Source organism: Pseudomonas sp. B21-017, assembly GCF_024749245.1.
In the GTDB taxonomy this organism is placed as follows: domain Bacteria; phylum Pseudomonadota; class Gammaproteobacteria; order Pseudomonadales; family Pseudomonadaceae; genus Aquipseudomonas.
In genome coordinates this window covers 5,213,921-5,237,098 of record NZ_CP087194.1, presented here as the reverse complement: position 1 = coordinate 5,237,098, position 23,178 = coordinate 5,213,921, and the positions used below count along the sequence as shown (strand labels likewise).

Here is a 23,178-nt window from a genome sequence, read left to right as displayed (position 1 = left end):
CCCACACCCAAAATCACCCCCGCCCCGTAGCAGCCTTCGGCAGCTGCTACAAAAATTTGCGTCGCTGCTCACTCATTTCATTCGATTCTGGAGCGCCCTCATGAAGATCACGCCGATCCTCACGCAGCTGCGTGAGCAATGCCCGAGCCTGGCCAATCGTGTGGCGGCGGGCATTGACCTCACCACCCTGCAAGCCAACAACCCGCTCGCCACGCCTTGCGCCTACGTCGTCCCCATCGCCGATGTGGCGAGCAAAAGCGTGGCGCAAAACCTGATGCTGCAACCGATCCGCGACCGCTTCGAAGTCACCCTGGTGCTCGACACCACGGACGCTACAAAAGCGCTGGATCTGTTGCACGACCTGCGCGCCGAACTGTGGCGCGCACTGGTGGGTTTCAAGCCTGGCAACGACTACAACGCCATCGCTTACGACGGCGGTGAGCTGGTTTCCATCAACAGCAGCCGTGTGCTCTATCGCCTGCGCTTTTTCGCCGAATTCCAGCTCGGCCGCAATTTGCCGGGGCAACCGGCACAGAGCTGGCACGAGCGTGAACTGGACGGCTTGTCGTCCTTTACCGGGGTCACCGTGCGGGTCGATGCGATCGACCCGGCGGACCCCAATCTGCAACGCCCAGGCCCCGACGGGCGCCTGGAACTGACTTTCTCTGGAGACGTAACCCCATGAGCAAACGCATCACCGTGCTGCCGGCCCCGGGCCGTGTCGTGCCGGACCCGGAAGCGGGCGATCTGTTGCCCCTCGAGGGCCGTGAAGTGCCGGACAACGCCTGGTGGCGTCGACGTCTGGCCGATGGCGATATCACTACCAAAGCCGTGAAAGCGGCGAAACCACAGGGAGCCAAATAATGGCGATCGGATTCAGCAACATCCCCGCGGACATTCGTGTTCCGCTGTTCTATGCCGAAATGGACAACTCGGCCGCCAATAGCGCGTCGTCGGCCATGCGCCGTCTGATTGTCGCTCAGGTCAACGACAACATCGCGCCAGCCGATGCCGGCAAACTGGTGCTGGTGTCCAGCGTGGCGCTGGCCAAAAGCATTGGCGGCCAGGGCTCGATGCTCGCCTCGATGTACGAAACCTGGCGCAAGACCGACCCGATCGGCGAGATCTGGTGCCTGCCGCTGCACAGCACCGAAGGCAGCATTGCCAAAGGCGTGCTGACTCTGACCGGTGCGGCGACCCAAAGCGGCGTGCTCAACCTGTACGTCGGCGGAGTTCGCGTTCAGGCAGCCATCGTCAACGGCGCCACCGCGGCGCAAGCGGCCACCGCCCTGGCCCTGAAAATCAATGCCAGCGCTGATCTGCCAGTCACTGCGGCGGCGGTCGGAGGCGTGGTCACCCTGAGTGCCAAATGGACTGGTGACAGCGGCAACGACATCAGCCTGCAATTCAATCGCCTGGGCAAGAGCAACGGCGAAGAAACCCCGGCGGGCCTGACCTCGGCCATCACCGCCATGACCGGCGGTGCCGGTGTGCCGGATCAAGTGGCTGCCGTGGCGGCGCTGGGCGATGAACCGTTCGAGTTCATCTGCATGCCGTGGTCGGATCTGTCGACGCTCAACACCTGGCAAGCGGTCATGGATGACAGCACCGGTCGTTGGTCCTGGGCCAAGCAATTGTTCGGTCACGTCTATAGCGCCAAGCGCGGCACCGTCGGCACTCTGGTGGCGGCAGGGCAAGCGCGTAACGACCAGCACATGACCATCCAGGCGCTGGAACCGGGTGTACCGCAACCGTTCTGGGTGCAGGCGGCCGCACTGGCTGCGCGCACCTCGGTGTTCATCTCGGCCGACGCCAGCCGTCCGACCCAAAGCGGCAGCCTGCCAGGTCTCGACCCGGCTCCGGCGAGCGAGCGGTTCACCCTGACCGAGCGTCAGTCGCTGCTCAACTACGGCATCGCCACCGCGTATTACGAAGGCGGCTACGTGCGCATTCAGCGTTCGATCACCACCTATCAGAAGAACGCCTACGGCCAGGCAGACAACTCCTACCTGGACAGCGAAACCATGCACCAGTCGGCGTTCATCGTGCGTCGTCTGCAAAGCGTGATCACCAGCAAATACGGTCGCCACAAACTGGCCTCCGACGGCACCCGTTTCGGCGCCGGCCAGCCAATAGTTACCCCGAGCACCATTCGCGGTGAGCTGATCGCCCAGTACGCCAAGCTCGAACTGGAAGGCCATGTGGAAAACGCCGAGCTGTTCGCCGAACACCTGATCGTCGAGCGCGACACCCAGGACCCGAGTCGGGTCAATGTGCTGTTCCCGCCGGACTACATCAACGGCCTGCGCGTGTTCGCGCTGCTCAACCAGTTCCGTCTGCAGTACGACGACGCAGCCTGATCGCTGCCTTTGACTGTGTGAATTCGGCCCACCGCGCGTGGGCTTTTTATTTGAAGGGAGAAACACCATGGGTCAACTGATTGCGGGCACCTGCTACGTCAAAGTGGACGGCGCTCAATTGACCATCAACGGCGGCTGCGAAGCACCATTGATGGCCGTAAAACGGGAAACCGTCGTGCCGGGCTTCTACAAGGAAACCGACATCGCGCCGTCGTTCAAAGTGACGGCGCTGCACACCGCGGACTTCCCGCTCAAGCAACTGATCGCAGGCTCCGACATGACCGTCACCTGCGAATTCAGCAACGGCAAAGTCTACGTACTGGCCGGCGCCTACCTGGTGGAAGAGCCGGTATCCAAAGGCGACGACGCCACCATCGAACTGAAATTCGAAGGCATCAAGGGGACCTGGCAATGAGCAACGCCGTGAAGCTTCAAGTTGCGATCGAAGCCCACGGCGAGCCCTTGACCGAGCTCAACCTGCGCCGCCCGACGGTGCAGGAAGTGCGAGCGATCAAGGCGCTGCCGTACAAGATCGACAAGAGCGAAGAGGTCAGCCTCGACATGGACGTCGCGGCCAAATACATCGCCGTGTGCGCCGGCATCCCGCCGTCGTCGGTCAACCAGCTGGATCTGGCTGACCTCAATACGCTGAGTTGGGCGGTCGCGAGTTTTTTCATGAGTGCGGCGTCGGAGCCATCACCGACCTGATCGCAGTCGCCTATGACCTGGCCTGGTTCTGGAAGGTTGACCCCGAACAGATGATGGCCAGGCCACTGGATGTGCTCCGCGAATCGCTGGAGCACGCGCAACGGATCAATGCGATGCAGCAGGTGCAGTGATGGCAGACACACAAACGAAAGGGAAAACATCGGTGCTGCTCACGGGCATCGATGAACTGTCACCCAAACTCGGCGCCCTTCGGGAAAAAGTCGAGAGCTTCAAGAAAAATCTGGAGCAGACAGGCCTCGGCAAACTGGACATCAGCGGCTTGTTCAAGGGCGGTAGCGTGATCACGCCGTTCATGGATGCGATCAAGGTGTCCGACGCGTTCAAGGGCAAATTGACCGAAGTCAATGAAGCAGCCGAAGGCGTTGATTTGCCGAAAGCGCCGGTGAGCGCTACGCAAAACATGAATGTGTTCAGTCGCTCGATGGAGCAGGTGTCGATCGCGGCCAACACGGCCTTGCAGCCTGCTGTCGCGACCATAACGGCAGGTCTTCAACCGTTGTTGGTAGGATTTGGCAGCCTGCTTGATGACAACCCGAAACTGGTCGAAGGGTTGGCGGCAGGTGCCATCGCATTTTCGGCAATGCAAACGGCCGTGACCGGCGCGACGCAAGTGTTCGATCTGATGAGCATGGTGCTCAAGACCAATCCCATCATGCTGATAGCCATGGGCATTGCCATGGCGGCCGGTGTGATCATTACCAACTGGGAGCCGATTTCGACGTTTTTCGCCGGGCTCTGGCAAAAGGTTGTCGGTTATTGGGCTCCGATCAGCGGCGTTTTCTCGGCAATTTTTGATCAAGTCAAAGCAGTCGTGAGTGCAGGATTCGACTTCCTCAAGGCGTGGTTTGCCTGGACGCCCTACGGAATGATCCTGAACAACTGGGGGGCCGTTGTCGGTTTGTTTGCGGCGATCTGGGATCTGCTCGTGGCACTGACTGTGCCGGTGAAGGAGAAACTGCGCAGCCTGTTCGACTGGGTGCCGCTGGACGCCATTGCCGCCGCTTGGGATCAGGTCCCTGCCATGTTCTCGGGCTACTGGGAGTCGATCAAGCTTGGAGCGCAGGCGTTCTTTTCCTACCTCAGCGGGCTGTTCACTTGGTCGCCCTTGGATGCACTGAGCGAAACATGGGCATCCGTGGTTCAGTTTTTCAGTGAAAAAGCGGAAAAGCTCCGGGCCATTCTGGCGCCCATCCAGGAGATGCTTGGCGGTAGCTTTGGTGGTTTTATCGCCCAAATTACCGGCAAGGTCGAAAGCTTCACCGAGGTGCAAAAGAAAACCAATGCTGAAGGCAAGGGGGAGTTTGCGCCGGCGGCGGCGTTCATCAATGCCGCTTCCGAGCAGCCCTCAAACGCGCTGGCGACTCCCGGCAGTTTGCCGCTCAAGTCGTCGTTGTTGCAGCCCGGTTCTCTGACTCAAAACTCCAACGCCTTGATCCAACAAAGCGCCGCCAACAATCGCACGCAACTCGAAGGCGGCCTGACGGTTCGCTTCGAAAACGCGCCGGCCGGGCTGCGTACCGATCAACCGCAAACCAATCAACCGGGGCTGTCGCTCAACTCGCGCATCGGCTACCGCTCACTTTCCCTGGGAGGCTCCAATGAGTTGGCGTGACCGTTTGTTGCCGGCGTCCTTTCGCGGTGTCGGTTTCTGGGTCGATCAGGCGAAAACCCCGGTCGGTAAAAAGGGCCAGTTGCACGAGTATCCGCAGCGGGACCTGCCGTTTTTCGAGGGCCTTGGCCAGCAGGCGAAGATCCACGATCTGACGGCGTTCATCGTCGGCCCCGATTGCCTGGAGCAACGCGACAAGCTGCTCAAGGCGTTGGAACAGGGCAGTGGTGAACTGGTCCACCCGTGGCTGGGACGGCTACAAGTCAAGGTCGGCGAATGCGACATGACCCACACCCGCCAGGACGGCGGGTTGGTGACCTTTGCGCTGAAGTTTTACCCCGATGAACCGCTGCCGTTTCCGACGGCCACGGTCAGCACGCAGAAGGTGCTGCTGGCCAAGGCCGACACTTTGCTGGGTTCGGCGGTGGCGCGGTTCGAAGAGGTCATGATCCGGATCCAGGCTGCGCGGATCGGTATCAACAATCTGCGCAATAGCCTGACCGGGGTGTATGACGTGATCAAGGAACAGCTCAAACCGTTGATCGAGGAGTACCGGCAGATCACCGAGCTGGTCAAAGCGGTCAAGGAGCTGCCCAAGGAAGTGGCGGCGGAATTCAAGGGCTTGCTCGGCGATATCAAATCGCTCAAGGACTTCGCGAAGGAGGGTTATCGCGGCGTGATTGCCGACGTGTCCCAACAGCTCGAAGCCATCCGCAAGGCCGATGCGCCAAAGCTCACCACCGGCAAGGACACCACGGCCGCGGCGCAAGCCATGGCCGATCTGGTACAGGACACGCTGCTGGTCAAAGTGGCGCAATGGGTCGCCTCGATGCCGGTCGCGTCGACACCGGTGAAACTGTCGTCGACACCATCGCTGGAGCAGCAGGCGAACCTGCCGGTCACCCGGCAGGAAGTGCCGGTCACCGACGATTTGAAAGCGCTGCAAAAGGCGCTTGTCGAGGCGATCAACCCGATGCTGGACAAGGCCAGTCCCGCGCACTATCTGGCCATCGACGATGTGAAGCAGGCGCTGCTTGCGCATCTCAAGGCAGTGGCTTCGTCGGGTGTACGACAGGTCAGCAAGTCTTTTCAGGAAAGCCTTCCGGCGCTGGTCGTGGCGTACAAGCAATTTGCCGACGCAACGCGGGTCACCGAAGTGATTCAGCGCAACGGGATTACCCATCCAGGGTACGCGCCGAACGATGTGAAAGTCTCCGGGAAGTGAACCATGAACGAGATGGATAACCGCGTCACGTTGACAGTCGGCGGCCTGGAATACGGTGGCTGGAAAAGCGTGGAAATCACGGCGGATCTGGAGCGTCAGTTCCGCACCTTTAAACTCAACATCACCTGGCAATGGCCGGGACAGACCGTGGACAAGCGCATCCAGCCCGGTGACGCCTGTGAAGTGCGCATCGGCCAGGATCTGGTGCTGACCGGGTATGTGTTCAAGGCGCCGATCAGTTATGACGGGCGACAGATCAGCCTGAACATCGAAGGCAGTTCTTGTACTCAGGACCTGGTGGATTGCGCCGCGACCAACCGCCCGAACCAATGGCATGAGCAATCGCTGTTGAGCATCGTCGAAGCGCTGGCGATCACCTACAAGGTCTTTGTGGTCAGTGAAATTCCCGAGACCGCCCGGCTCAGCAGTCACACCATCGTGCCGGGGGAAACGGTGTTTCAATCCATCGACCGCTTGCTGACGCTGTTCCGGGTGTTTTCTACCGATGATGCCCAGGGCCGGTTGGTGTTGGCCCGGCCTGGCAGTGGTGGCCGAGCCAGCGATGCGCTGGAGTTGGGCAAGAATATTCTGTCGGCCAACGCGCCGATGGATTACAGCCAGGTGTTTTCCGAATACCGGGTCATCGGTCAGCAAAAGGGCACGGACAAGAAGAGCGGGGCGGCGGTCAGCGAGGTTGAATCGGTGTCTGCCGACCTGAGCTACAAGCGTCGGCGGGTCACGGTGATCAACGAAGGCATGCAGATCAATCCCGATCTCGCCTTGCAACGGGCCAACTGGGAAAGCGCCACCCGCGTCGGCAAGGCTTTAACCACCACCTACCAAGTGCAGGGTTGGCGGCAATCGAACGGCGATCTGTGGCGCCATAACACGCTGGTGCGGGTCAAGGATCCGGTGCTGGGATTCGATGACGACATGCTGATTTCCAAGGTGACCTACTCGCTGTCGGCGCAAGGTTCGATCACCACCCTGCAAGTCGCACCGCCGCACACCTTCGATGCCAATCCCGAGCCCCCGAAGAAAACCTGATAGCCCCTTAAAAGGTAGCCCCTTAAAAGGTCGCAGCCTTCGGCCTCGCTCCTCCAAGGAATTCAACATGAGCCTACTGACACGCCTCCTGGCGCGCGGCACTGTCGTGCTCGCCAACTCGGCCACCAAGCTTCAATCGCTGCAAATGCGCCTCACCGCCGGCGAAGTGAACGACGACATGGAGCACTTCGAACCCTACGGTTTCACCAGCAATCCGCTGGCCGGCGCCGAAGGTGTCGCCACGTTTCTGGGCGGTGATCGCTCCCACGCCATCGTGCTAGTGGTCGCCGACCGTCGTTATCGCCTCCAGTCTCTGGCCCCTGGCGAAGTGGCGATCTACACCGACGAAGGCGACAAGATCCACTTCAAGCGCGGGCGGATCATCGACATCGAAACCGCCACCCTGAATATCCGCGCCAGCAGTGCGGTGAACATCGACAGCCCGGTGATCAACCAGACCGGAAAAATCGTCTCCACCGGCGATCAGATTGCCGGTGGCATCAGCCAGATCAAACACGTGCATGGCGGCGTGCAAGCGGGCAACGGCCAGACCGGTGTACCGGCGGGAGGGCAGTGATGTTGATCAGCCAAAACCTCCACGCCGCACTGACCCGTTCAGTGCTGATCAGCCTGTTCACCTGGCGCCGTGCCGCCGATGACGATGCCCTCGACGACGAAGAGCGTTTCGGCTGGTGGGGCGACAGCTTTCCTACGGTGGCCGACGACCGCATCGGTTCGCGGCTGTGGCTGTTGCGCCGGGTCAAGCTGACCCGCCAGACCCAGATGGACGCCGAGTTCTACGCCCGCGAAGCCCTGCAATGGCTGATCGACGACGGCCACTGCAGCGCCATCGACATCATCAGCGAACGCCTCGACGCCCAGCGCCTGAACCTGCGCACGGTCCTGACCCTGGCCGATGGCGAACGCCTGGACATCAACCCTGATAACAGTTGGCAGGTGATCTATGCCGTTTGAAACCCCTTCGCTGCCGGTGCTGATCAAGCGCACCCAAAGCGACCTGGCCAGCGATTCGCTGCGCCAGTCCGATGCGCAAGTGCTGGCCCGCACCCTCGGTGGCGCCGCCTACGGCCTGTATGGCTACCTGGACTGGATCGCCGAGCAGATCCTTCCGGACAAGGCGGATGAGTCGACCCTGGAACGGATCGCCGCACTGCGTTTGAACCAGCCGCGCAAATCCGCACAAGCGGCCAGCGGCAGCGTCAGCTTTACCGCCAGCGCCGGTGCCGTGCTGGACGTCGACACCCTGCTGCAATCGAGCGACGGTCGCACCTATAAAGTGACCGCCGCTGGCATCACCAGCAACGGCCTCAACAGCACCACCATCGCCGCGCTCGAGGCCGGCAGCCTGGGCAATGCCGAGGCCGGCATGACGCTGATTCCGGTACAGCCGATTGCGGGGATCGTCGGCAATAGCTTTACCGTACTGGCGCCGGGGCTCAACGGTGGTGTGGCGCGAGAAAGCCTGGAGTCGCTGCGCTCCCGGGTTATTAGTTCCTATCGCATCATTCCCCATGGCGGCTCGGCGCAAGACTACGAAACCTGGGCGCTGGAATGCCCCGGCGTGACTCGCGCGTGGTGTCTCGGCAGCTACCTTGGTCCTGGCACCGTCGGGCTGTTCATCATGCGCGATAACGACCCGGAACCCGTCCCGACCGCCGCGCAACTGGCCGAAGTTCAGGCTTACATCGAACCGCTGCGCCCGGTTACTGCCGAGTTGCACGTGCTGGCACCAGTGCAAGTGCCTGTCACTTACCGATTGAGCCTGACCCCGGACACCACCGCTGTGCGCACCACTGTCGAGGCGCAACTACGCGATCTGCATAACCGCGAGGCGGGCCTCGGCGACACGTTGCTGCTGACCCACATCGCCGAAGCCATCAGCAGCGCCACCGGCGAAAACGACCACAAACTCTTGTCGCCGATCGCCGATGTAGCAGCAGCCAACAACCAGTTGCTGACCTTTGGAGGTTGCGTATGGCAGGCATAAGAACCGCCGCGCAATACCACACCCAACTGCGCAGCCTGCTGCCCAGCGGCCCAGCCTGGGACCCCGAGCGGGTGCCGGAACTCGAAGATGTCCTTGCAGGCGTCGCCCAGGAACTGGCCCGCCTCGACGCCCGCGCCGCCGACCTGCTCAATGAAATGGACCCGGCCGGTGTCAGCGAGCTGGTGCCTGATTGGGAACGGGTAATGAACCTGCCGGACCCGTGCCTGGGCGCACCCCCTCTGTTCGACGATCGCCGTCTCGCCGTACGCCGGCGACTGCTCGCGGTCGGCAGCCAGACCATCGGCTATTTCGTCGAGATTGCCCGCACCCAAGGCTACCCGAACGCCACCATCACCGAACTCAGGGCGCCGCGTATGGGGCGCTCGCGTTTCGGTGCGGCGCACTTCGGTACCTTGCAGGCGCAGTTCATGTGGACCCTAAACACCGGCGGCCGCCTGCTGCTTGGGCGGCGTTTCGGCGCCAGCTACTGGGGCGAGCGTTTTGGCATGAACCCGGGCAATGCCTTGGAATGCTTGATACACCGCAGCGCACCAGCGCATACGCTGGTTTACATCAATTATGACTAGAGGATAGAAAAGTGGATTATCCAAAGAGTGTGCCCGGCGTTGGGCTAGTGAATGGACAGTTTGTGGATGAGAGCCCGGTCACCGGGACGCCGGGATCTTTGATTCCGTCGACATGGGGCAACGCAATCACGAGCGAGGTGTTGAATGTGATTGCAGCGGCGGGAATGGTACCCAGTGAAGTTGACCTGACGCAGTTACTGAAAGCCATCGGTACCCTTGGCCAATCTGCTGCAAGCAGCTTTGCCATCGACACCGGCACGGCCAATAACTACGTCTGCAACTTCACGCCGGCGATCACCGCCCGCGTCGAAGGCCAGCCCCTGCGCTTCAAGGTCAAAACGGCGAACACTGGTGCCTGCACGATCAACGACGGCCTGGGGGCCGTCGCTATGGTTGGGGGTGCCCATTCAGCCCTTCGAGGTGGCGAGCTGGTCGCCAACGGTGACGCATGGGTGCAGTGGAACACCTCTATCGGCGGAGGCTCATACATCCTGCTGTTCTGCACTGGCGCGGCTGAGCAAATCGCTCCAGCAACGCAAAGCCAGCACGCGGCCCAACTGGGCCAGATAACCGGCAATGTCACCAGTATCAGTGCGGATACCACGCTGACCGCCGCGCAGAGGGGGTTGGTCATTATTGACGCGACGGCGTCTAACCGGACGATCACGCTGCCTACCTCTAACACGGCACTTGGCGTGACTGACTTCATTGTTCGTCGCTTGGATAACACCACCAATACCCTTGTTGTCACTGCGTCAGGGACCGACAAAATCAAATTTCACACCCACCTGAATGCGGCTGGATATTCATTCTTGGTCCTGATGGGGGCGTGCGATTACTGGCATTTGCGCAGTGATGGCGCGGGCAACTGGTGGCCGATAAGTCGTTACGACGGTACTCCGCTGGGTCGGTCGGTACTTGAAACCACGTCCTCGTTTAATCCCGGTGGTTACGGCGCCATGAACGGCGCGCTGTTGACGCGGGCCTCCTTCCCCTGGTTGTGGGACCACGCGCAACAGTCAGGAATGCTGACCACTGAAGCCGCTCGCGCCGGCATGGAGGGTGGATGGACTTCTGGCGACGGTGCCACCACGTTCCGTTGTCCAGATGCCCGGGGTCGATTCCAGCGCCCCGCTGATGAGTCTCTCGGAATTGACCTGAATCGTGCGGCGGGTAGCTCGCAGGCCAGCCAATTCGGATCTCACAACCACTCCCTGCCTGGTGCAGGTACATTTGGCACGACAATGATGGGGGGTGGTACTAACAACTACGCGCAGTGGGTTGCCGGGGCCTCGGGGTACGCCGGAGGTTCTGAGACTCGCCCGATAAACATTGCCTACCCGGGCCGAATTAAATTGATCTGAGGTGTTTTATGTCCATTTACGTGTTTGATGCACTGGGTGTCTTGGTTGGCCCGGTTTCTCTTCCCGAAGTTCCTGGCTTGGGCTGTCAGTTGCCGAGCAATGCCGTCGAGCTGGCCGACTTGTTGCCGACGCCTGATCCGGGCAATGTTTGGGTGCTCGTCAACGCTGCGCCGGTTCAACTCGCCGATCATCGCGGGACGGTGTACAGCGTGACCACCGGCGCAGCGCAGGAGTGGTCCGAGCTTGGCGAGCTCCCCAGCGAATATACGTTGCTCCCTTGTCCCGGTGCTTACTACGTCTGGAGCGGTACTGAGTGGCTGCTTGATGCCGCTGCAGTCGCTCAGGCTCAGTGCAATGCGCTAATGTCGGCGGCCAATCAAGTCACTGCCGGCATGGTTAACGCCTACATTGCCGGGTTGCTCGATGCTGCGGATACGGCGACCTTCGAGGCCTACGCGGCCTACCAGTTAGCGCTGAAAAAGATTGAGCAGCAACCAGGTTACCCAACCACTATTGCGTGGCCGACCTCTCCATAGCCGAGAGCGCAATTCCGATGCCCGCCAAGTGCCGGATTATTTTTTCCCGGAGAAAAGTATGCCCATCACCCAGCAGCAGTTGCTGCAGATCCTCCCGAACGCCGGCCCAGTTGCCGGCGTTTTTGTTCCTGTCCTGAATACAGCCATGGTGCGGTTTCAGATCATCACGGCTAGGCGTATTGCGGCCTTTATCGCGCAGATAGGACATGAGTCCGGACAACTCACCCGCGTCGTTGAGAACTTGAACTACGATGCGCCGGGTCTGATGGCGACGTGGCCAAGCCGGTTCCCGGCTGATTTGGCAGCTGCGCGCGCGCGTCAGCCGGAGAAGATCGCGAACATTGCCTATGCCTCGCGCATGGGCAATGGTAATGCCGCGAGCAGTGATGGGTGGACATATCGCGGTCGCGGCCTGATCCAGATCACCGGCCGAGCAAACTATCAGGAGTGCGGTGATGACCTCGGTATCGACCTTATCGGCAATCCAGATCTCCTGATACAACCGCAGTACGCCGCGCTGTCTGCGGCCTGGTTCTGGGAACTGAACGGTTTGAATGAACTGGCGGACCGCGACCAGTTCAACAGCATCACTCGTCGCATCAACAGTGGGCTTAACGGCCTGCAAGATCGTCTGTTGTTGTGGGCGCGGGCGAGGGCGGTGCTATGCCAGTCCTCGGTCTGAACGGCTGGCGATTGATCGGTCTGCTGGTGCTGGCCGGTTGTTCGGCGGCGCTGGCCTGGCAGTTTCAGGATTGGCGCTACGGCCGGCAACTGGCGGAACAGGCCAGGGTGCACGCCGAGAGCCTTAATCAACTGACCCTGGCGGCCGCCACCGAGCAACAGGCCGAACAAAACAGGCGTCTGGACCTGGAGCAGCGACTGTCGGCCAGTGAACAAACCCATTATCGAGCGCTTAGCGATGCCGAACGTGATCAAGGTCGCCTGCGCGATCGTCTTGCCACTGCTGATGTGCGCCTGTCAGTCCTCCTCGATGCCCATGACGCTGCCTCAATCTGTGCAGTGCCGCCTGCCTCCGGCACCGGCGGCGTGGATCATGGCGCCGCGAGAGCCCGACTTGACCCGGCGCATGCTCAACGAATTATCGCCATCACCGACGCCGGTGACAGCGGATTGATTGCCTTGCAGGCCTGTCAGGCCTATGTCAGGGCTCTGGCTCACTAACATTTTGATCGATCCTGAACCTTGCAAGTGCGATTCGCTCGTGTACGGTAGGCCTCATTCCGCTCGATCAGGAGAGAGCCGTGAAAGAGATCACTCATCTGGCCGATCTACTCGGCAGACGCTTGCAGCTTCTCAATGCCCACGTCACTGCCGCCGAGTCCTGCACCGGCGGTGGGATCAGCGAGGCGATCACCCGCATTCCGGGGAGCTCGGCGTGGTTCGAGGCCGGTTATGTCACCTACTCAAACCGTCAGAAAACCCAGCAATTGAATGTCCCGGCCGAGTTGTTTTCAACCGTCGGGGCGGTCAGTCGTGAGGTGGTCGAGGCCATGGTCCGAGGCGCCCAGGAAAAAAGCCGGGCGCGTTTTGCCGTGGCGGTCAGCGGTGTGGCGGGGCCGGATGGCGGCTCGCCGAACAAGCCCGTGGGCACGGTGTGGTTGGCCTGGGGCGTCGGTGAGCAGGTATTCAGCGAGGTCCAGCACTTTGCCGGTAACCGCGACGAGGTCCGCCGACAAACGGTGAAGGCCGCGCTAGAGGGGCTGCTGCGGCATACCGCTGGAGAAATCTCAAATCAGGGGTAGGCGATCCTGAAACGCTGTGGAATAATACTGGCTACTTATACAGGTGTTGGCCGTCAGGCCTTATTGATTACGTGAGGACTTTAATGGACGACAACAAGAAGAAAGCCTTGGCTGCGGCCCTGGGTCAGATCGAACGTCAATTCGGCAAGGGTGCCGTAATGCGTATGGGCGATCAGGACCGTCAGGCGATCCCGGCCATTTCCACTGGCTCTCTGGGTCTGGACATCGCGCTCGGCATTGGCGGCCTGCCAAAAGGCCGTATCGTTGAAATCTACGGTCCTGAATCCTCCGGTAAAACCACCCTGACATTGTCGGTGATCGCCCAGGCTCAAAAAGCCGGCGCGACCTGCGCATTCGTCGACGCCGAACACGCTCTCGACCCTGAGTACGCCGGCAAACTGGGCGTCAATGTCGACGACCTGCTGGTTTCCCAGCCGGACACCGGCGAGCAGGCCCTGGAAATCACCGACATGCTGGTGCGTTCCAACGCCGTTGACGTGATCATCGTCGACTCCGTGGCCGCTCTGGTACCAAAGGCTGAAATCGAAGGCGAAATGGGCGACATGCACGTGGGCCTGCAAGCCCGTCTGATGTCCCAGGCGCTGCGTAAAATCACCGGTAACATCAAGAACGCCAACTGCCTGGTGATCTTCATCAACCAGATCCGCATGAAAATCGGCGTGATGTTCGGCAGCCCGGAAACCACCACCGGTGGTAACGCGCTGAAGTTCTACGCCTCGGTTCGTCTGGACATCCGTCGTACTGGCGCGGTGAAAGAAGGTGATGAAGTCGTCGGTAGTGAAACCCGCGTCAAAGTCGTTAAGAACAAGGTGGCTTCGCCGTTCCGTCAGGCCGAGTTCCAGATTCTTTACGGCAAGGGCATCTACCTCAACGGTGAGATGATCGACCTGGGTGTTCTGCACGGTTTCGTCGAGAAGTCCGGTGCCTGGTATGCCTACAACGGCACCAAGATCGGTCAGGGCAAGGCCAACTCGGCCAAGTTCCTGGCAGACAATCCGGAAATCGCCGCGACTCTCGAGAAGCAGTTGCGCGACAAGCTGCTGACCCCGGCACCGGACGTCAAGGCTTCGGCCGTCAGAGAGACCGAAGACGACCTGGCTGACGCTGATATCTGATCGATCCGATGACCGCCGTACTCGATACACTCGTCGCGGTGCGGCGAACTGCAATGGACCTGCTCGCGCGACGCGAGCACGGTCGAGTCGAGCTGACGCGTAAACTGCGTCAGCGCGGCGCCCCCCCTGAAATGATCGACACAGCACTCGACCGCTTGACGGAAGAGGGCTTGTTGTCCGAATCCCGTTACCTCGAAAGCTTTGTTTCCTACCGTGCCCGTTCCGGTTATGGCCCTTTGCGCATTCGCGAAGAGCTGAGCCAGCGTGGCCTGCAACGTACCGACATTGAGCTCGCCTTGCGCGAGAGTGGTATCGATTGGCAGGAGCAACTGGAAGACACCTGGCGGCGCAAGTTTTCCGGGCATTTACCGATAGACGCCCGAGAACGTGCCAAACAGGGCAGGTTCCTGAGTTATCGGGGATATTCCATGGAAATGATCAGCCGCTTGTTCAGCGGCCGAGGGATGGACGATTGACTGAAACGGCTCGCTATTTCGATAGCGGGCCGTTTTTTTGCATCACGTTACCTTGGACGGTTCCCGTGTGCGTTGCTGCGCCTGGGGTCTGGACTGGGCCCAGTTTTCCGGCAGGTTGATGTAATCCACCAATTCCCGCAGACGGCCATGATCACGAGCGTTGAAGGTGAAGGACAAGCGCGCCAGATGGCTGAACTGCGCTTCGTCGTGCTCCTCGCCACTGTAGGCATGCTGATGGAAATGATCGCTCAGGCACAGGTCGGCGAATGCCTCCTGCATGTGTTCAAGCGCCCGGTCGCTGAGTGTGTGGTTCATGCGAATCACGAACTGATGCTTGAGCCAGCGGCTGGAGTGGAAGTTGCTGTAGAACTGGTTGATCTGCTCCACGGCCTCTTCGACGCTGTAGACCAGGCTCAACAGCTTCATGTCGGTCGGCAGGATATAGCGATTTTCCTCCAGTTGATGGTGAATGAAGTCCAGCGCGCCTTGCCAGAATGTGCCGCCTGGCGCATCCAGTAGCACCACGGGCACCAGCGGGCTTTTGCCGGTCTGGATCAGGGTCAGCACCTCCAGTGCTTCATCCAGCGTACCGAAACCGCCTGGGCACAGGACCAGCGCATCGGCTTCCTTGACGAAGAACAGCTTGCGGGTAAAGAAAAAGTGGAAGGGCAGTAAGTTGGCGGTGCCATTGACCGTGGGGTTGGCATGTTGCTCGAAGGGCAGGGTGATATTGAATCCCAGGCTGTGTTCCAGGCCGGCACCTTCATGGGCCGCCGCCATGATGCCGCCACCGGCACCGGTGATGACCATCAGGTCCGAGCGCGCCAGGGCGGCGCCCAGTTCTCGGGCCAGGCCATATAGCGGGTGTTCTATCGGCGTGCGGGCCGAGCCGAAAACGGTAACTTTACGCCGTCCCTTGAACTGCTCCAGCACACGGAAAGCGTGCTCGAGTTCACGCAGGGTTTGCAGGGTGATCTTGGCATTCCAGCGGTTGTGATCTTCCTGAGCCATGCGCAGCACGGTCAGGATCATGTCGCGGTAAATCGGGATGTTGGGGCTGTTGGGTGAAACCAGGTTGAGTTGTTCTTCGACCTTGCTGGTGAGGTCGTGGCCGCTTTCTTGAAAATGACGGCTCAGTAGGTCATTCGGTTGGTAAGGCATTCAACTTCTCCTTCTGCACAGAACCCTCGGCCCCGACAAAACAATTGTCGGCGCCGCGACACCCCTTGTGTCGCTGTCTGCCCAAGCCCATGCCTGGGCGCTCTACTTGACTCGGTTGCAATCGAGCCATCCATACGGGCTCTGCTTATCCCTTGAATGAAAGAAACGTTCGCACAATAAGACACCGTAATGGGCAGCCCCTTTTCTGCCCTTAAAAAAACAACATGAACACTTTGAATTTAGACCCTCGCAACGATTTTCGCTGGCTTGATCATTGCGCCGCAAAGTCTTTCCTGGCAACCGCTTATTGACGATTTGCAAGGTGCTTTCACCGCTCGTCTGAACGCAAGCCGCATGTCTCGCGCTCTGATTTACTAAGTTACAGGCGTGACACGACAACTTTGCGTCAACGGCAGGACGCGACGTTCAAGCAATTCAGGGATTTATCGCGTGATCAACGGCGATCAATGCATGCAGGGAGGCGGGAAACCATGCCCAGAGTGACTCTGGAGATCGATGCGCAACTGTATCGATTGCTGAAAGCATCGGCCGAGACCCATCATTTGAGTCTCGAAGAAGAGTGCTGTCGACGTCTGGAGGGTGGGGAGCGACGTTCGCGTTACTTGCAGGCGCTGTTGGCAGAGCTGCGCGCCGAGGATGAACAGCGGCGCGCCAATGCCAGGTAATTATTTCTTCTTCGCGGGAGTCTCTTTCGGGCAGTCCGAGTCCTGGAAGCTGGCGGAGCCGACCGGACGGTTGGTCTTCACCTCGGTGAAGTCGTAACGCATGATTGCGCCCTTGGCCATCAGCTTGCGGAACCCTGGGTTTCTGCATACGGAGGCGCCGAGCTGGAAGTACACCGCTTTGGGATCGGCGCGCATTTTTTCGGCGTGGCTGCTTTGCACGCTCAAGTGGTTGATCAGCACTTTTCCTTCGGCAGTGTAGCCCTGATCAAGAATGTCTTCGTTGATCGCCCGTGGAGTGCCAACGCTGCTTTGTACGGCGACGTTTCGCAGCTCTCTGTTGAGATTCTGCTCACTCAAGGATGCAGCCTGAGCGCTAAAGGACGACGCCAGCAAAATGGCAGCGGTGGGAACGATAAGGCGCAGCATGAAACTCTCCTGGTTCAGTGACTGGTGGTTCGACCAGGCACATGACTGTGCGTTCAGTGGCGGCGAATTATAGGGGAGGAGGTCTGAGCGGTACAGGCTTGCACCGGCTGCTCTGATAAACTGCCGCGACTTTTTGCCCTTGCGAGTGTTTTTCGTGTCGATTTTCCATCCACTACGGTGCTGCCTGCGATGAACCCTGTCACCCCGCGCTTTGCCGCAAACGCCGTCGCCCGCTTGCGCGATCAGCGAGAGGAGGAGGGCATCAAGCCGATTCAGGCCCGTGGCTGGAGAGCGCCGCGATGCCGTGATTGCCGCGTGATTGAAAGTCATTGCCTGTGTGCCTGGCGCCCGTCGGTCGAGGCCCGCTCGGGCGTTTGCCTGATCATGACCAACAAAGAAGTATTCAAGCCAAGTAACACCGGTTGGCTGATCGCTGATGTGGTGCGCGACAATCATGCATTCATCTGGTCGCGTACCGAGACTGATGAGCAACTGCTGGCGCTGTTGGCCGATCCGCAATGGCAACCGTACCTGGTGTTTCCGGGCGAATACGTCGAACCCGAGCGAGTTACCCACAGTGTCGCGGTCGATAGCACCAAGCGCCCGCTGTTCATTCTGCTGGACGCCACCTGGACCGAAGCCCGTAAGATCTTTCGCAAGAGCCCGTATTTTGATCGCTTGCCGATCTTGAGCCTGCTGCCCGAAAAACTGTCACGTTATCGACTGCGCCGCTCCACCCGTAGCGAACATTTATGCACCGCTGAAGTGGCTGCACTGTGTCTCGATCTGGCCGGTGATACCGAGGCTGCGTCAGCGCTGGACGCTTATTTTGACGTGTTCAGTCAGCATTATCTGGATGCGAAAAAACAGCTGGACATGAACCTCGCCACACCGGCCCACGCCGAGCTGATGCGGTTTGTTCATAACGACGTCCCCGCCATGTTCTGATTGTCGCCCATACTGCAAAGAACTGTACCGGTTATGTATCTTGACCACCCCGGTTTCGCTGGGCATGCTTGGCGCCGATTGGGGCGCGGCCATCGTTTGATACGCCGTATTTTTACGTGAATAGCCATGTGATTGGCGTTGAACGTGCCCTGTTGGTGCATCTGCGTGGCTGCACCTGGAGTTGTTTGAAAAACAGGATCATTTGAAAAATGGCCACATACGAAATCCTGATTGCCGATGACCACCCTCTTTTTCGTAGTGCCTTGCATCAAGCATTGACCCTGGGCCTGGGCCCGGATGTCCGGCTGGTGGAAGTGGCGAGCATTGCCGAGCTGGAAAGTCGTCTGACCGAAAAGGCCGATTGGGACCTGGTGTTGCTGGACCTGAACATGCCAGGGGCCTACGGTTTTTCCGGGCTGGTGCTGTTGCGCGGTCAGTACCCGCAGATTCCAGTGGTGATGGTGTCGGCGCAGGAAGAAGCGTCGATCATGGTGAAGTCCCGTGAATTCGGCGCCAGCGGTTTCATTCCCAAGTCCAGTGACTTGAGTGTCATTCAAAAAGCCGTACGCGCGGTGCTCGATGGTGATGTTTTCTGGCCGCCCCAGGCCTTCGAAGCCGTCAGCGTTTCCGACGAAGCCAAGGCTGCCAGTGAAGGCCTGGCCAGCCTGACGCCCCAGCAGTTCCGGGTGTTGACCATGGTCTGTGAAGGTTTGTTGAACAAGCAGATTGCTTACGAATTGAGCGTTTCCGAAGCGACGATCAAGGCCCACGTCACCGCGATTTTCCGTAAGCTGAATGTACGGACCCGGACTCAGGCGGCGCTGCTCTTGCAACAACTTGAGTCAATTTCGAGCCACTAAGGTGTTATGTATTCACGCTTTTTTGACTTTGCTTAATCTAGCTTTCCCACTCCTTTTTGGTCAGTTGCTTACTCTATGTCACCTTTCAAAGGCCAGACCGGCCTAAAACGCATCCTCAACGCCTCCGGCTATTCCTTTGACGGCCTGCGCGCGGCCTTCACTGGCGAGGCGGCCTTCCGGCAACTGGTGTTGCTCAATGCCATCCTGATTCCGCTGTCGTTCTTCCTGAATGTCAGCCGTGTCGAGCAGGCGCTGCTGATTGCCGTCTGCCTGTTGGCGCTGATCGTCGAATTGCTCAACTCGGCGGTCGAAGCGGCCATCGACCGCATTTCCCTGGAGCGGCACCCACTGTCCAAGAACGCCAAGGACATGGGCAGTGCCGCTCAACTCGTGGCATTGAGCATGATCGCACTGGTGTGGGCGGTGATCCTGCTTTAAGCGATGGCAGGCAGAACGATCTCGTCGCTGCGCTGAACCCCGGCGGTGAAGGCGCGGCACAGTTCGAGGAACTCGCGCATCGCCGAGGTCTGGTATTTCTGTTTGTGCCAGATGAAATAGAACTGCCGCGCCAGGTCCAGATCCGGTGTTTCTACCGGCACCAGGCTGCCACGGCGGAACGCATCGCGCAGCGCCAGGCGCGAAATGCAGCCAATCCCCAAACCCGATTCCACCGCGCGCTTGATCGCTTCGGTGTGTTCCAGTTCCAGGCGAATGTTCAGCGCGCTGCGGTGGTGACGCATGGCCTGGTCAAAGGTCAGCCGCGTGCCCGAGCCTTGTTCTCGGAGAATCCACGCCTCATGACTCAGCTCCTCCATAGTGGCAATACCGCGTTGAGCCAGCGGATGCTGGGGCGCGCAGAACACCACCAGTTCATCTTCGACCCAGCTCTGCACTTCGATGTCCGGATGGCTGCAGTCGCCTTCGATTAGACCCAGATCAATTTCATAGTGAGCCACCTGTTGCACGATGTTGGCGGTGTTCTGCACATGCAGCTTCACCTGGCTTTCCGGATGGCGCTGCATGAAGCTGCCGATCAGCAGGGTGGCCAGGTAATTGCCGATGGTCAGGGTCGCGCCGACCGCCAGGGAGCCGAAACCGGACTTGCCGTTGAGCAAGTCTTCGATTTCCTTGGCCTGATCGAGCAGGGCCACCGCTTGCGGCAATAGCTGTTTGCCGAGGGCGTTGAGGCTCAGCCGTTTGCCGGCGCGATCGAACAGCTGACAGCTGCACTGGCGCTCCAGCTCGGTGATCGAGGTGCTCGCCGCCGATTGCGAGAGGTTGAGCAGGCCCGCGGCACGGGATACGCTTTCCTGCTGGGCGACGGCGACGAATACTTGAAGTTGACGGAGAGTAAATCGCATATCGATATAACCGATAACCCTTATCTTAATAATCCATTTAACAGATATTGTCGCTGCCATTAGAATGCGATGCAATTGTGCACATCATTGGCGCAGGCAAAATCTCCAGGAGTCCCACGTACATGAGCAACATGAACCACGAGCGTGTCCTCAGTGTTCATCACTGGAACGACACTCTGTTCAGCTTCAAGTGCACCCGCGATCCGGGCCTGCGCTTCGAGAACGGTCAGTTCGTGATGATCGGCCTGCAACAGCCCAACGGCCGGCCGCTCATGCGCGCTTACTCGATTGCCAGCCCGAACTGGGAAGAGCATCTCGAGTTCTTCAGCATCAAAGTGCCTGATGGCCCGCTGACTTCCCAGTTGCAGCATCTGAAGGAAGGCGACGAGATCATCATCAGCAAGAAGCCTACCGGCACCCTGGTGCTGGATGACTTGAAGCCTGGCAAGCATTTGTACCTGCTCAGCACCGGTACCGGTCTGGCGCCGTTCATGAGCGTCATCCAGGACCCCGAAACCTACGAGCGTTTCGAAAAGGTGATCCTGTGCCACGGCGTGCGTTACGTCAACGAAGTCGCTTACCGCGAATTCATCACCGAGCACCTGCCGCAGAACGAGTTCTTCGGTGAGGCCCTGCGTGACAAGTTGATCTACTACCCGACCGTGACCCGCGAGCCGTTCGAAAACGAAGGCCGCCTGACCGACCTGATGCGCAGCGGCAAGCTGTTCAGCGACATCGGCCTGCCGCCGATCAACCCGCAGGACGACCGCGCCATGCTGTGCGGCAGCCCGAGCATGCTCGACGAGACCAGCGAAGTGTTGAACAGCTTCGGCCTGACTGTTTCGCCGCGGATGCGCGAGCCGGGTGATTACCTGATCGAGCGTGCGTTCGTCGAGAAGTGACCGAAGGTCACTTGTAGGAGCCGGCTTGCTGGCGATGGCAAACTTCAAAGCGCTATCGCCAGCAAGCCGGCTCCTACATTCAATGGTGTAGTGCACAGAAAAGCCCGCATGACCTGAGAAGGTCATGCGGGCTTTTTCGTTTCCGGGGTTCAGGCTTTTGCGGGAATGACTTCCAGGACGCGGATCACGCCCGTCTCAGGATAATGCCAGCGCACATCCAGATCCCAGAACTGCGCGCCGTATTCGCGCTCAGGCGTAGGAATCTGGTACGCCGGGCGTGGGTCTTGTGCCAGGCATTGCTCGATCAACTCGACCAGAGGCTCGCCAAGCCGCTGAGCGTGGCCGTGGGCCTGTTGCAGGGCCGAGTCCGTCCACTGCACGGGAATCAGCAGCGGCGGGGCGCTGGCGATGTCGTTGGACGCCGTGTCGATGATGTCGGCGTAGGGCACGTAGGGTTTGATGTCGAGAACTGGCGTGCCGTCCAGCAAGTCGATGCCGGAGATCCACAGTCGATTGGCTTCGACCTTGTCCAGTTTGACCACCGACTGGCCGATGCCGTTAGGACGATGCGTCGCGCGGGTGGCGAACACGCCCATGGATTTGTTACCGCCCAGGCGCGGAGGGCGGACTTTGAGGCGTGGCTTTTCTTCCAGCGCTTGATGGAACAGGAACAGCAGCCACACATGGCTGACCTGCTCCAGCCCCTGCACCGCATCACCCTGATCAAACGGCGCCACCAGCTCCAGTACGCCCCGAGCGGCCGGGGCCAGTTGCGGTTGACGCGGAATGGCGAACTTCTCCTTGAAGCAGGAGCGCACGAAGCCGATGGGGGAAACGCTGTAGGTCATGGTCTGGGGTCGAGGCCGGGATTAGGGCGGCATGATAACCCGAGCGGCCTCGAGATCGGTGCTGCCTATTACTCCGTCATCGCGGGCAAGCCACGCTCCCACAAGGTTCTCGAGTGAACGCAAATGTTGTGTACGGCATAAAACCTGTGGGAGCGTGGCTTGCCCGCGATAGCCGCGCCGCCGATCTAGAGACTAAACCCGCCATCCAAAGGAATGACATTCCCGGTCATATACGCCCCGGCCGTGCTCGCCAGGCTAATCGCCAGCGCCGCCATTTCTTCCTCCCGGCCCCAGCGCTTCATCGGAATCAACGCCGTGTCCTCGGCCAGCGCCTGCTCATCGTTGCCGATGTGCTGAGTCATCTTGCTCGGGAAACGTCCCGGTGCGATTACGTTGACGTTGATGTGCTGGCTCACCAACTCTCGCGCCAGAATCCGCGACAGTTGATGCAGGGCGGCTTTGCTCGGGCCGTAGGCATACGCCTGTTCGCCGAAGGAAGAAATCCCGGCCACCGAGCCAATGTTGATGATCCGTGCCGGATTCGCCGCCGAACCGGCCTTGCGCAGCAGCGGTAGAAATTGCTGGATGCAGTTGAACACCGAGGTGACGTTGAGCTGCATGACTTTTTCCCAGCCCTTGACCGGGTAACTCTCCAGCGGCGCACCCCAGGTGGTACCGGCATTGTTCACCAGAATATCCAGCTGACCGATCTGTTCGCTCAATTGCGCGGCCAGTTGTTGAACGCCTTCTTCATTAGCCAGGTTGGCGGCCACGGCGTGGCAAATCCCGAAGGCACTCAGCTCATCGGCAGTTTGCTGACAGGCTTCGGCATCCCGGGCGCACACGTACACGATGGCGCCGGCCTCGACATAAGCCTTGGCGATCATTTTGCCGATACCGCGGGTGCCGCCGGTCACCAGAGCGGTGCGGCCTTGCAGAGAGAAGTAGGGATGCATGGCGAGTCCTGAGAGCTGAGGGTCAATACACCCTAGTCTTCAGCCGCCGGAAGCGGAGCCACTATTTTTGCGCGGAATGAACATCTATACAGATTGGTCTGCGACCGCGCTTGTAGGAGCCGGCTTGCTGGCGATGGCGTTCTCAAGATCGCCATCGCCAGCAAGCCGGCTCCTACAGGGCGCGCGGCGC

29 protein-coding genes are annotated in these 23,178 nt (G+C 59.9%); 24 read left to right on the top strand and 5 right to left on the bottom strand.

The window, feature by feature from the left end:
- Positions 1-100 precede the first annotated feature (100 nt).
- From LOY28_RS23725 to recX, 19 genes are all read left to right on the top strand, one after another.
- Positions 101-685: a hypothetical protein gene (locus LOY28_RS23725; RefSeq protein WP_258612629.1), complete on the top strand. Its 585-nt coding sequence runs from the start codon at positions 101-103 to the stop codon at positions 683-685.
- Complete coding sequence (locus LOY28_RS23720; protein WP_007907211.1) at positions 682-864, top strand: DUF2635 domain-containing protein; 183 nt, start codon at positions 682-684, stop codon at positions 862-864. Before LOY28_RS23725 ends, LOY28_RS23720 begins: the two co-directional genes overlap by 4 nt.
- The gene (locus LOY28_RS23715) at positions 864-2,360 is read left to right on the top strand and encodes a phage tail sheath subtilisin-like domain-containing protein (RefSeq protein ID WP_064620025.1); all 1,497 of its coding nucleotides are present in this window, start codon (positions 864-866) and stop codon (positions 2,358-2,360) included. Before LOY28_RS23720 ends, LOY28_RS23715 begins: the two co-directional genes overlap by 1 nt.
- Before the next feature lie 67 nt (positions 2,361-2,427).
- On the top strand, positions 2,428-2,775 hold the full coding sequence (locus tag LOY28_RS23710; RefSeq protein WP_018926973.1) for a phage tail tube protein: 348 nt from the start codon (positions 2,428-2,430) through the stop codon (positions 2,773-2,775).
- Positions 2,772-3,068 carry a phage tail assembly protein gene (locus tag LOY28_RS23705; RefSeq protein WP_018926972.1) on the top strand — a complete coding sequence of 99 codons (297 nt, stop codon included), beginning with the start codon at positions 2,772-2,774 and terminating at the stop codon, positions 3,066-3,068. The genes LOY28_RS23710 and LOY28_RS23705 overlap by 4 nt, the downstream gene beginning before the upstream one ends.
- A 130-nt stretch (positions 3,069-3,198) precedes the next feature.
- Complete coding sequence (locus tag LOY28_RS23700; protein WP_258612628.1) at positions 3,199-4,701, top strand: phage tail protein; 1,503 nt, start codon at positions 3,199-3,201, stop codon at positions 4,699-4,701.
- On the top strand, positions 4,688-5,923 hold the full coding sequence (locus LOY28_RS23695; RefSeq protein WP_258612627.1) for a DNA circularization protein: 1,236 nt from the start codon (positions 4,688-4,690) through the stop codon (positions 5,921-5,923). The genes LOY28_RS23700 and LOY28_RS23695 overlap by 14 nt, the downstream gene beginning before the upstream one ends.
- A gap of 3 nt (positions 5,924-5,926) precedes the next feature.
- Positions 5,927-6,970, top strand: coding sequence for a phage baseplate assembly protein (locus LOY28_RS23690; RefSeq protein WP_018926969.1), 1,044 nt, complete (start codon positions 5,927-5,929; stop codon positions 6,968-6,970).
- Between the two features lie 67 nt (positions 6,971-7,037).
- Complete coding sequence (locus tag LOY28_RS23685) at positions 7,038-7,547, top strand: phage baseplate assembly protein V (protein WP_258612626.1); 510 nt, start codon at positions 7,038-7,040, stop codon at positions 7,545-7,547.
- Entirely contained in the window at positions 7,547-7,945 is a 399-nt protein-coding gene (locus LOY28_RS23680) for a phage GP46 family protein (protein ID WP_018926967.1), read from the top strand. The genes LOY28_RS23685 and LOY28_RS23680 overlap by 1 nt, the downstream gene beginning before the upstream one ends.
- Positions 7,935-8,978, top strand: coding sequence for a baseplate J/gp47 family protein (locus LOY28_RS23675; RefSeq protein ID WP_258612625.1), 1,044 nt, complete (start codon positions 7,935-7,937; stop codon positions 8,976-8,978). Before LOY28_RS23680 ends, LOY28_RS23675 begins: the two co-directional genes overlap by 11 nt.
- A complete protein-coding gene (locus LOY28_RS23670; RefSeq protein WP_258612624.1) occupies positions 8,966-9,565 on the top strand; it encodes a YmfQ family protein in 600 nt (199 codons plus the stop codon). Before LOY28_RS23675 ends, LOY28_RS23670 begins: the two co-directional genes overlap by 13 nt.
- An 11-nt stretch (positions 9,566-9,576) precedes the next feature.
- Positions 9,577-10,929 carry a phage tail protein gene (locus LOY28_RS23665; RefSeq protein ID WP_258612623.1) on the top strand — a complete coding sequence of 451 codons (1,353 nt, stop codon included), beginning with the start codon at positions 9,577-9,579 and terminating at the stop codon, positions 10,927-10,929.
- Positions 10,930-10,937: 8 nt separating this feature from the next.
- Positions 10,938-11,465 (top strand): tail fiber assembly protein, encoded by a 528-nt coding sequence (locus tag LOY28_RS23660; RefSeq protein WP_018926963.1) that lies wholly within the window; start codon positions 10,938-10,940, stop codon positions 11,463-11,465.
- Between the two features lie 58 nt (positions 11,466-11,523).
- Positions 11,524-12,147, top strand: a complete 624-nt coding sequence (locus LOY28_RS23655; protein ID WP_018926962.1) for a glycoside hydrolase family 19 protein — start codon at positions 11,524-11,526, stop codon at positions 12,145-12,147.
- Positions 12,129-12,647 carry a lysis protein gene (locus LOY28_RS23650; protein ID WP_258612622.1) on the top strand — a complete coding sequence of 173 codons (519 nt, stop codon included), beginning with the start codon at positions 12,129-12,131 and terminating at the stop codon, positions 12,645-12,647. Before LOY28_RS23655 ends, LOY28_RS23650 begins: the two co-directional genes overlap by 19 nt.
- An 80-nt stretch (positions 12,648-12,727) precedes the next feature.
- The gene (locus LOY28_RS23645) at positions 12,728-13,228 is read left to right on the top strand and encodes a CinA family protein (protein WP_019647843.1); all 501 of its coding nucleotides are present in this window, start codon (positions 12,728-12,730) and stop codon (positions 13,226-13,228) included.
- An 83-nt stretch (positions 13,229-13,311) separates the two neighbouring features.
- Positions 13,312-14,364, top strand: coding sequence for a recombinase RecA (gene recA / locus LOY28_RS23640; RefSeq protein WP_007940559.1), 1,053 nt, complete (start codon positions 13,312-13,314; stop codon positions 14,362-14,364).
- Between the two features lie 8 nt (positions 14,365-14,372).
- On the top strand, positions 14,373-14,840 hold the full coding sequence (recX, locus tag LOY28_RS23635; RefSeq protein ID WP_026286484.1) for a recombination regulator RecX: 468 nt from the start codon (positions 14,373-14,375) through the stop codon (positions 14,838-14,840).
- 42 nt (positions 14,841-14,882) lie between these two features.
- On the opposite strand, the gene LOY28_RS23630 is transcribed toward recX, so the two are convergent.
- On the bottom strand, positions 14,883-16,001 hold the full coding sequence (locus tag LOY28_RS23630; protein WP_018926958.1) for a TIGR00730 family Rossman fold protein: 1,119 nt from the start codon (positions 15,999-16,001) through the stop codon (positions 14,883-14,885).
- 491 nt (positions 16,002-16,492) lie between these two features.
- Between LOY28_RS23630 and LOY28_RS23625 the strand changes: the two genes are divergently transcribed.
- Positions 16,493-16,687: a hypothetical protein gene (locus LOY28_RS23625; protein ID WP_018926957.1), complete on the top strand. Its 195-nt coding sequence runs from the start codon at positions 16,493-16,495 to the stop codon at positions 16,685-16,687.
- Here LOY28_RS23625 and LOY28_RS23620 read toward each other — a convergent pair whose 3' ends face one another.
- Positions 16,688-17,113, bottom strand: coding sequence for a PA3611 family quorum-sensing-regulated virulence factor (locus tag LOY28_RS23620; RefSeq protein ID WP_018926956.1), 426 nt, complete (start codon positions 17,111-17,113; stop codon positions 16,688-16,690). It lies immediately after the preceding gene.
- A gap of 189 nt (positions 17,114-17,302) precedes the next feature.
- On the opposite strand from LOY28_RS23620, the gene LOY28_RS23615 reads away from it, so the two are divergent.
- The 3 genes from LOY28_RS23615 (at position 17,303) to LOY28_RS23605 (ending at position 19,359) form a co-directional block, all read left to right on the top strand.
- A complete protein-coding gene (locus LOY28_RS23615; protein WP_018926955.1) occupies positions 17,303-18,061 on the top strand; it encodes a tRNA-uridine aminocarboxypropyltransferase in 759 nt (252 codons plus the stop codon).
- A gap of 209 nt (positions 18,062-18,270) precedes the next feature.
- Positions 18,271-18,921 carry a response regulator transcription factor ErdR gene (gene erdR / locus LOY28_RS23610; RefSeq protein ID WP_018926954.1) on the top strand — a complete coding sequence of 217 codons (651 nt, stop codon included), beginning with the start codon at positions 18,271-18,273 and terminating at the stop codon, positions 18,919-18,921.
- A gap of 75 nt (positions 18,922-18,996) precedes the next feature.
- Entirely contained in the window at positions 18,997-19,359 is a 363-nt protein-coding gene (locus LOY28_RS23605; protein WP_018926953.1) for a diacylglycerol kinase, read from the top strand.
- On the opposite strand, the gene LOY28_RS23600 is transcribed toward LOY28_RS23605, so the two are convergent.
- Positions 19,356-20,282 (bottom strand): LysR family transcriptional regulator, encoded by a 927-nt coding sequence (locus LOY28_RS23600; protein ID WP_018926952.1) that lies wholly within the window; start codon positions 20,280-20,282, stop codon positions 19,356-19,358. The two genes, LOY28_RS23605 and LOY28_RS23600, sit on opposite strands and share 4 nt — an antisense overlap.
- A gap of 122 nt (positions 20,283-20,404) precedes the next feature.
- Here LOY28_RS23600 and fpr point away from each other — a divergent pair, with 122 nt between their 5' ends.
- On the top strand, positions 20,405-21,184 hold the full coding sequence (gene fpr, locus LOY28_RS23595) for a ferredoxin-NADP reductase (RefSeq protein ID WP_002554680.1): 780 nt from the start codon (positions 20,405-20,407) through the stop codon (positions 21,182-21,184).
- A 149-nt stretch (positions 21,185-21,333) separates the two neighbouring features.
- Here the strand turns inward: fpr and tsaA are convergent, their stop codons facing one another.
- Positions 21,334-22,032 carry a tRNA (N6-threonylcarbamoyladenosine(37)-N6)-methyltransferase TrmO gene (gene tsaA, locus LOY28_RS23590; RefSeq protein ID WP_018926951.1) on the bottom strand — a complete coding sequence of 233 codons (699 nt, stop codon included), beginning with the start codon at positions 22,030-22,032 and terminating at the stop codon, positions 21,334-21,336.
- Positions 22,033-22,217: 185 nt separating this feature from the next.
- Positions 22,218-22,988, bottom strand: coding sequence for an SDR family oxidoreductase (locus tag LOY28_RS23585; RefSeq protein WP_258612621.1), 771 nt, complete (start codon positions 22,986-22,988; stop codon positions 22,218-22,220).
- Positions 22,989-23,178 lie beyond the last annotated feature (190 nt).

What these genes read in the sequence shown, in the direction of transcription:
- LOY28_RS23725 (WP_258612629.1), top strand. Translation starts at nt 101, where the DNA reads ATGAAGATCACGCCGATCCTCACGCAGCTGCGTGAGCAATGCCCGAGC.
- recX (WP_026286484.1), top strand. Translation starts at nt 14,373, where the DNA reads ATGACCGCCGTACTCGATACACTCGTCGCGGTGCGGCGAACTGCAATG.
- LOY28_RS23600 (WP_018926952.1), bottom strand. Translation starts at nt 20,282, where the DNA reads ATGCGATTTACTCTCCGTCAACTTCAAGTATTCGTCGCCGTCGCCCAG.
- LOY28_RS23655 (WP_018926962.1), top strand. Translation starts at nt 11,524, where the DNA reads ATGCCCATCACCCAGCAGCAGTTGCTGCAGATCCTCCCGAACGCCGGC.
- tsaA (WP_018926951.1), bottom strand. Translation starts at nt 22,032, where the DNA reads ATGACCTACAGCGTTTCCCCCATCGGCTTCGTGCGCTCCTGCTTCAAG.
- LOY28_RS23615 (WP_018926955.1), top strand. Translation starts at nt 17,303, where the DNA reads ATGAACCCTGTCACCCCGCGCTTTGCCGCAAACGCCGTCGCCCGCTTG.
- LOY28_RS23710 (WP_018926973.1), top strand. Translation starts at nt 2,428, where the DNA reads ATGGGTCAACTGATTGCGGGCACCTGCTACGTCAAAGTGGACGGCGCT.
- LOY28_RS23700 (WP_258612628.1), top strand. Translation starts at nt 3,199, where the DNA reads ATGGCAGACACACAAACGAAAGGGAAAACATCGGTGCTGCTCACGGGC.
- erdR (WP_018926954.1), top strand. Translation starts at nt 18,271, where the DNA reads ATGGCCACATACGAAATCCTGATTGCCGATGACCACCCTCTTTTTCGT.
- recA (WP_007940559.1), top strand. Translation starts at nt 13,312, where the DNA reads ATGGACGACAACAAGAAGAAAGCCTTGGCTGCGGCCCTGGGTCAGATC.
- LOY28_RS23720 (WP_007907211.1), top strand. Translation starts at nt 682, where the DNA reads ATGAGCAAACGCATCACCGTGCTGCCGGCCCCGGGCCGTGTCGTGCCG.
- LOY28_RS23660 (WP_018926963.1), top strand. Translation starts at nt 10,938, where the DNA reads ATGTCCATTTACGTGTTTGATGCACTGGGTGTCTTGGTTGGCCCGGTT.
- LOY28_RS23620 (WP_018926956.1), bottom strand. Translation starts at nt 17,113, where the DNA reads ATGCTGCGCCTTATCGTTCCCACCGCTGCCATTTTGCTGGCGTCGTCC.
- LOY28_RS23685 (WP_258612626.1), top strand. Translation starts at nt 7,038, where the DNA reads ATGAGCCTACTGACACGCCTCCTGGCGCGCGGCACTGTCGTGCTCGCC.
- LOY28_RS23650 (WP_258612622.1), top strand. Translation starts at nt 12,129, where the DNA reads ATGCCAGTCCTCGGTCTGAACGGCTGGCGATTGATCGGTCTGCTGGTG.
- LOY28_RS23630 (WP_018926958.1), bottom strand. Translation starts at nt 16,001, where the DNA reads ATGCCTTACCAACCGAATGACCTACTGAGCCGTCATTTTCAAGAAAGC.
- LOY28_RS23690 (WP_018926969.1), top strand. Translation starts at nt 5,927, where the DNA reads ATGAACGAGATGGATAACCGCGTCACGTTGACAGTCGGCGGCCTGGAA.
- LOY28_RS23715 (WP_064620025.1), top strand. Translation starts at nt 864, where the DNA reads ATGGCGATCGGATTCAGCAACATCCCCGCGGACATTCGTGTTCCGCTG.
- LOY28_RS23670 (WP_258612624.1), top strand. Translation starts at nt 8,966, where the DNA reads ATGGCAGGCATAAGAACCGCCGCGCAATACCACACCCAACTGCGCAGC.
- LOY28_RS23675 (WP_258612625.1), top strand. Translation starts at nt 7,935, where the DNA reads ATGCCGTTTGAAACCCCTTCGCTGCCGGTGCTGATCAAGCGCACCCAA.
- LOY28_RS23625 (WP_018926957.1), top strand. Translation starts at nt 16,493, where the DNA reads ATGCCCAGAGTGACTCTGGAGATCGATGCGCAACTGTATCGATTGCTG.
- LOY28_RS23680 (WP_018926967.1), top strand. Translation starts at nt 7,547, where the DNA reads ATGTTGATCAGCCAAAACCTCCACGCCGCACTGACCCGTTCAGTGCTG.
- LOY28_RS23695 (WP_258612627.1), top strand. Translation starts at nt 4,688, where the DNA reads ATGAGTTGGCGTGACCGTTTGTTGCCGGCGTCCTTTCGCGGTGTCGGT.
- LOY28_RS23585 (WP_258612621.1), bottom strand. Translation starts at nt 22,988, where the DNA reads ATGCATCCCTACTTCTCTCTGCAAGGCCGCACCGCTCTGGTGACCGGC.
- LOY28_RS23605 (WP_018926953.1), top strand. Translation starts at nt 18,997, where the DNA reads ATGTCACCTTTCAAAGGCCAGACCGGCCTAAAACGCATCCTCAACGCC.
- fpr (WP_002554680.1), top strand. Translation starts at nt 20,405, where the DNA reads ATGAGCAACATGAACCACGAGCGTGTCCTCAGTGTTCATCACTGGAAC.
- LOY28_RS23705 (WP_018926972.1), top strand. Translation starts at nt 2,772, where the DNA reads ATGAGCAACGCCGTGAAGCTTCAAGTTGCGATCGAAGCCCACGGCGAG.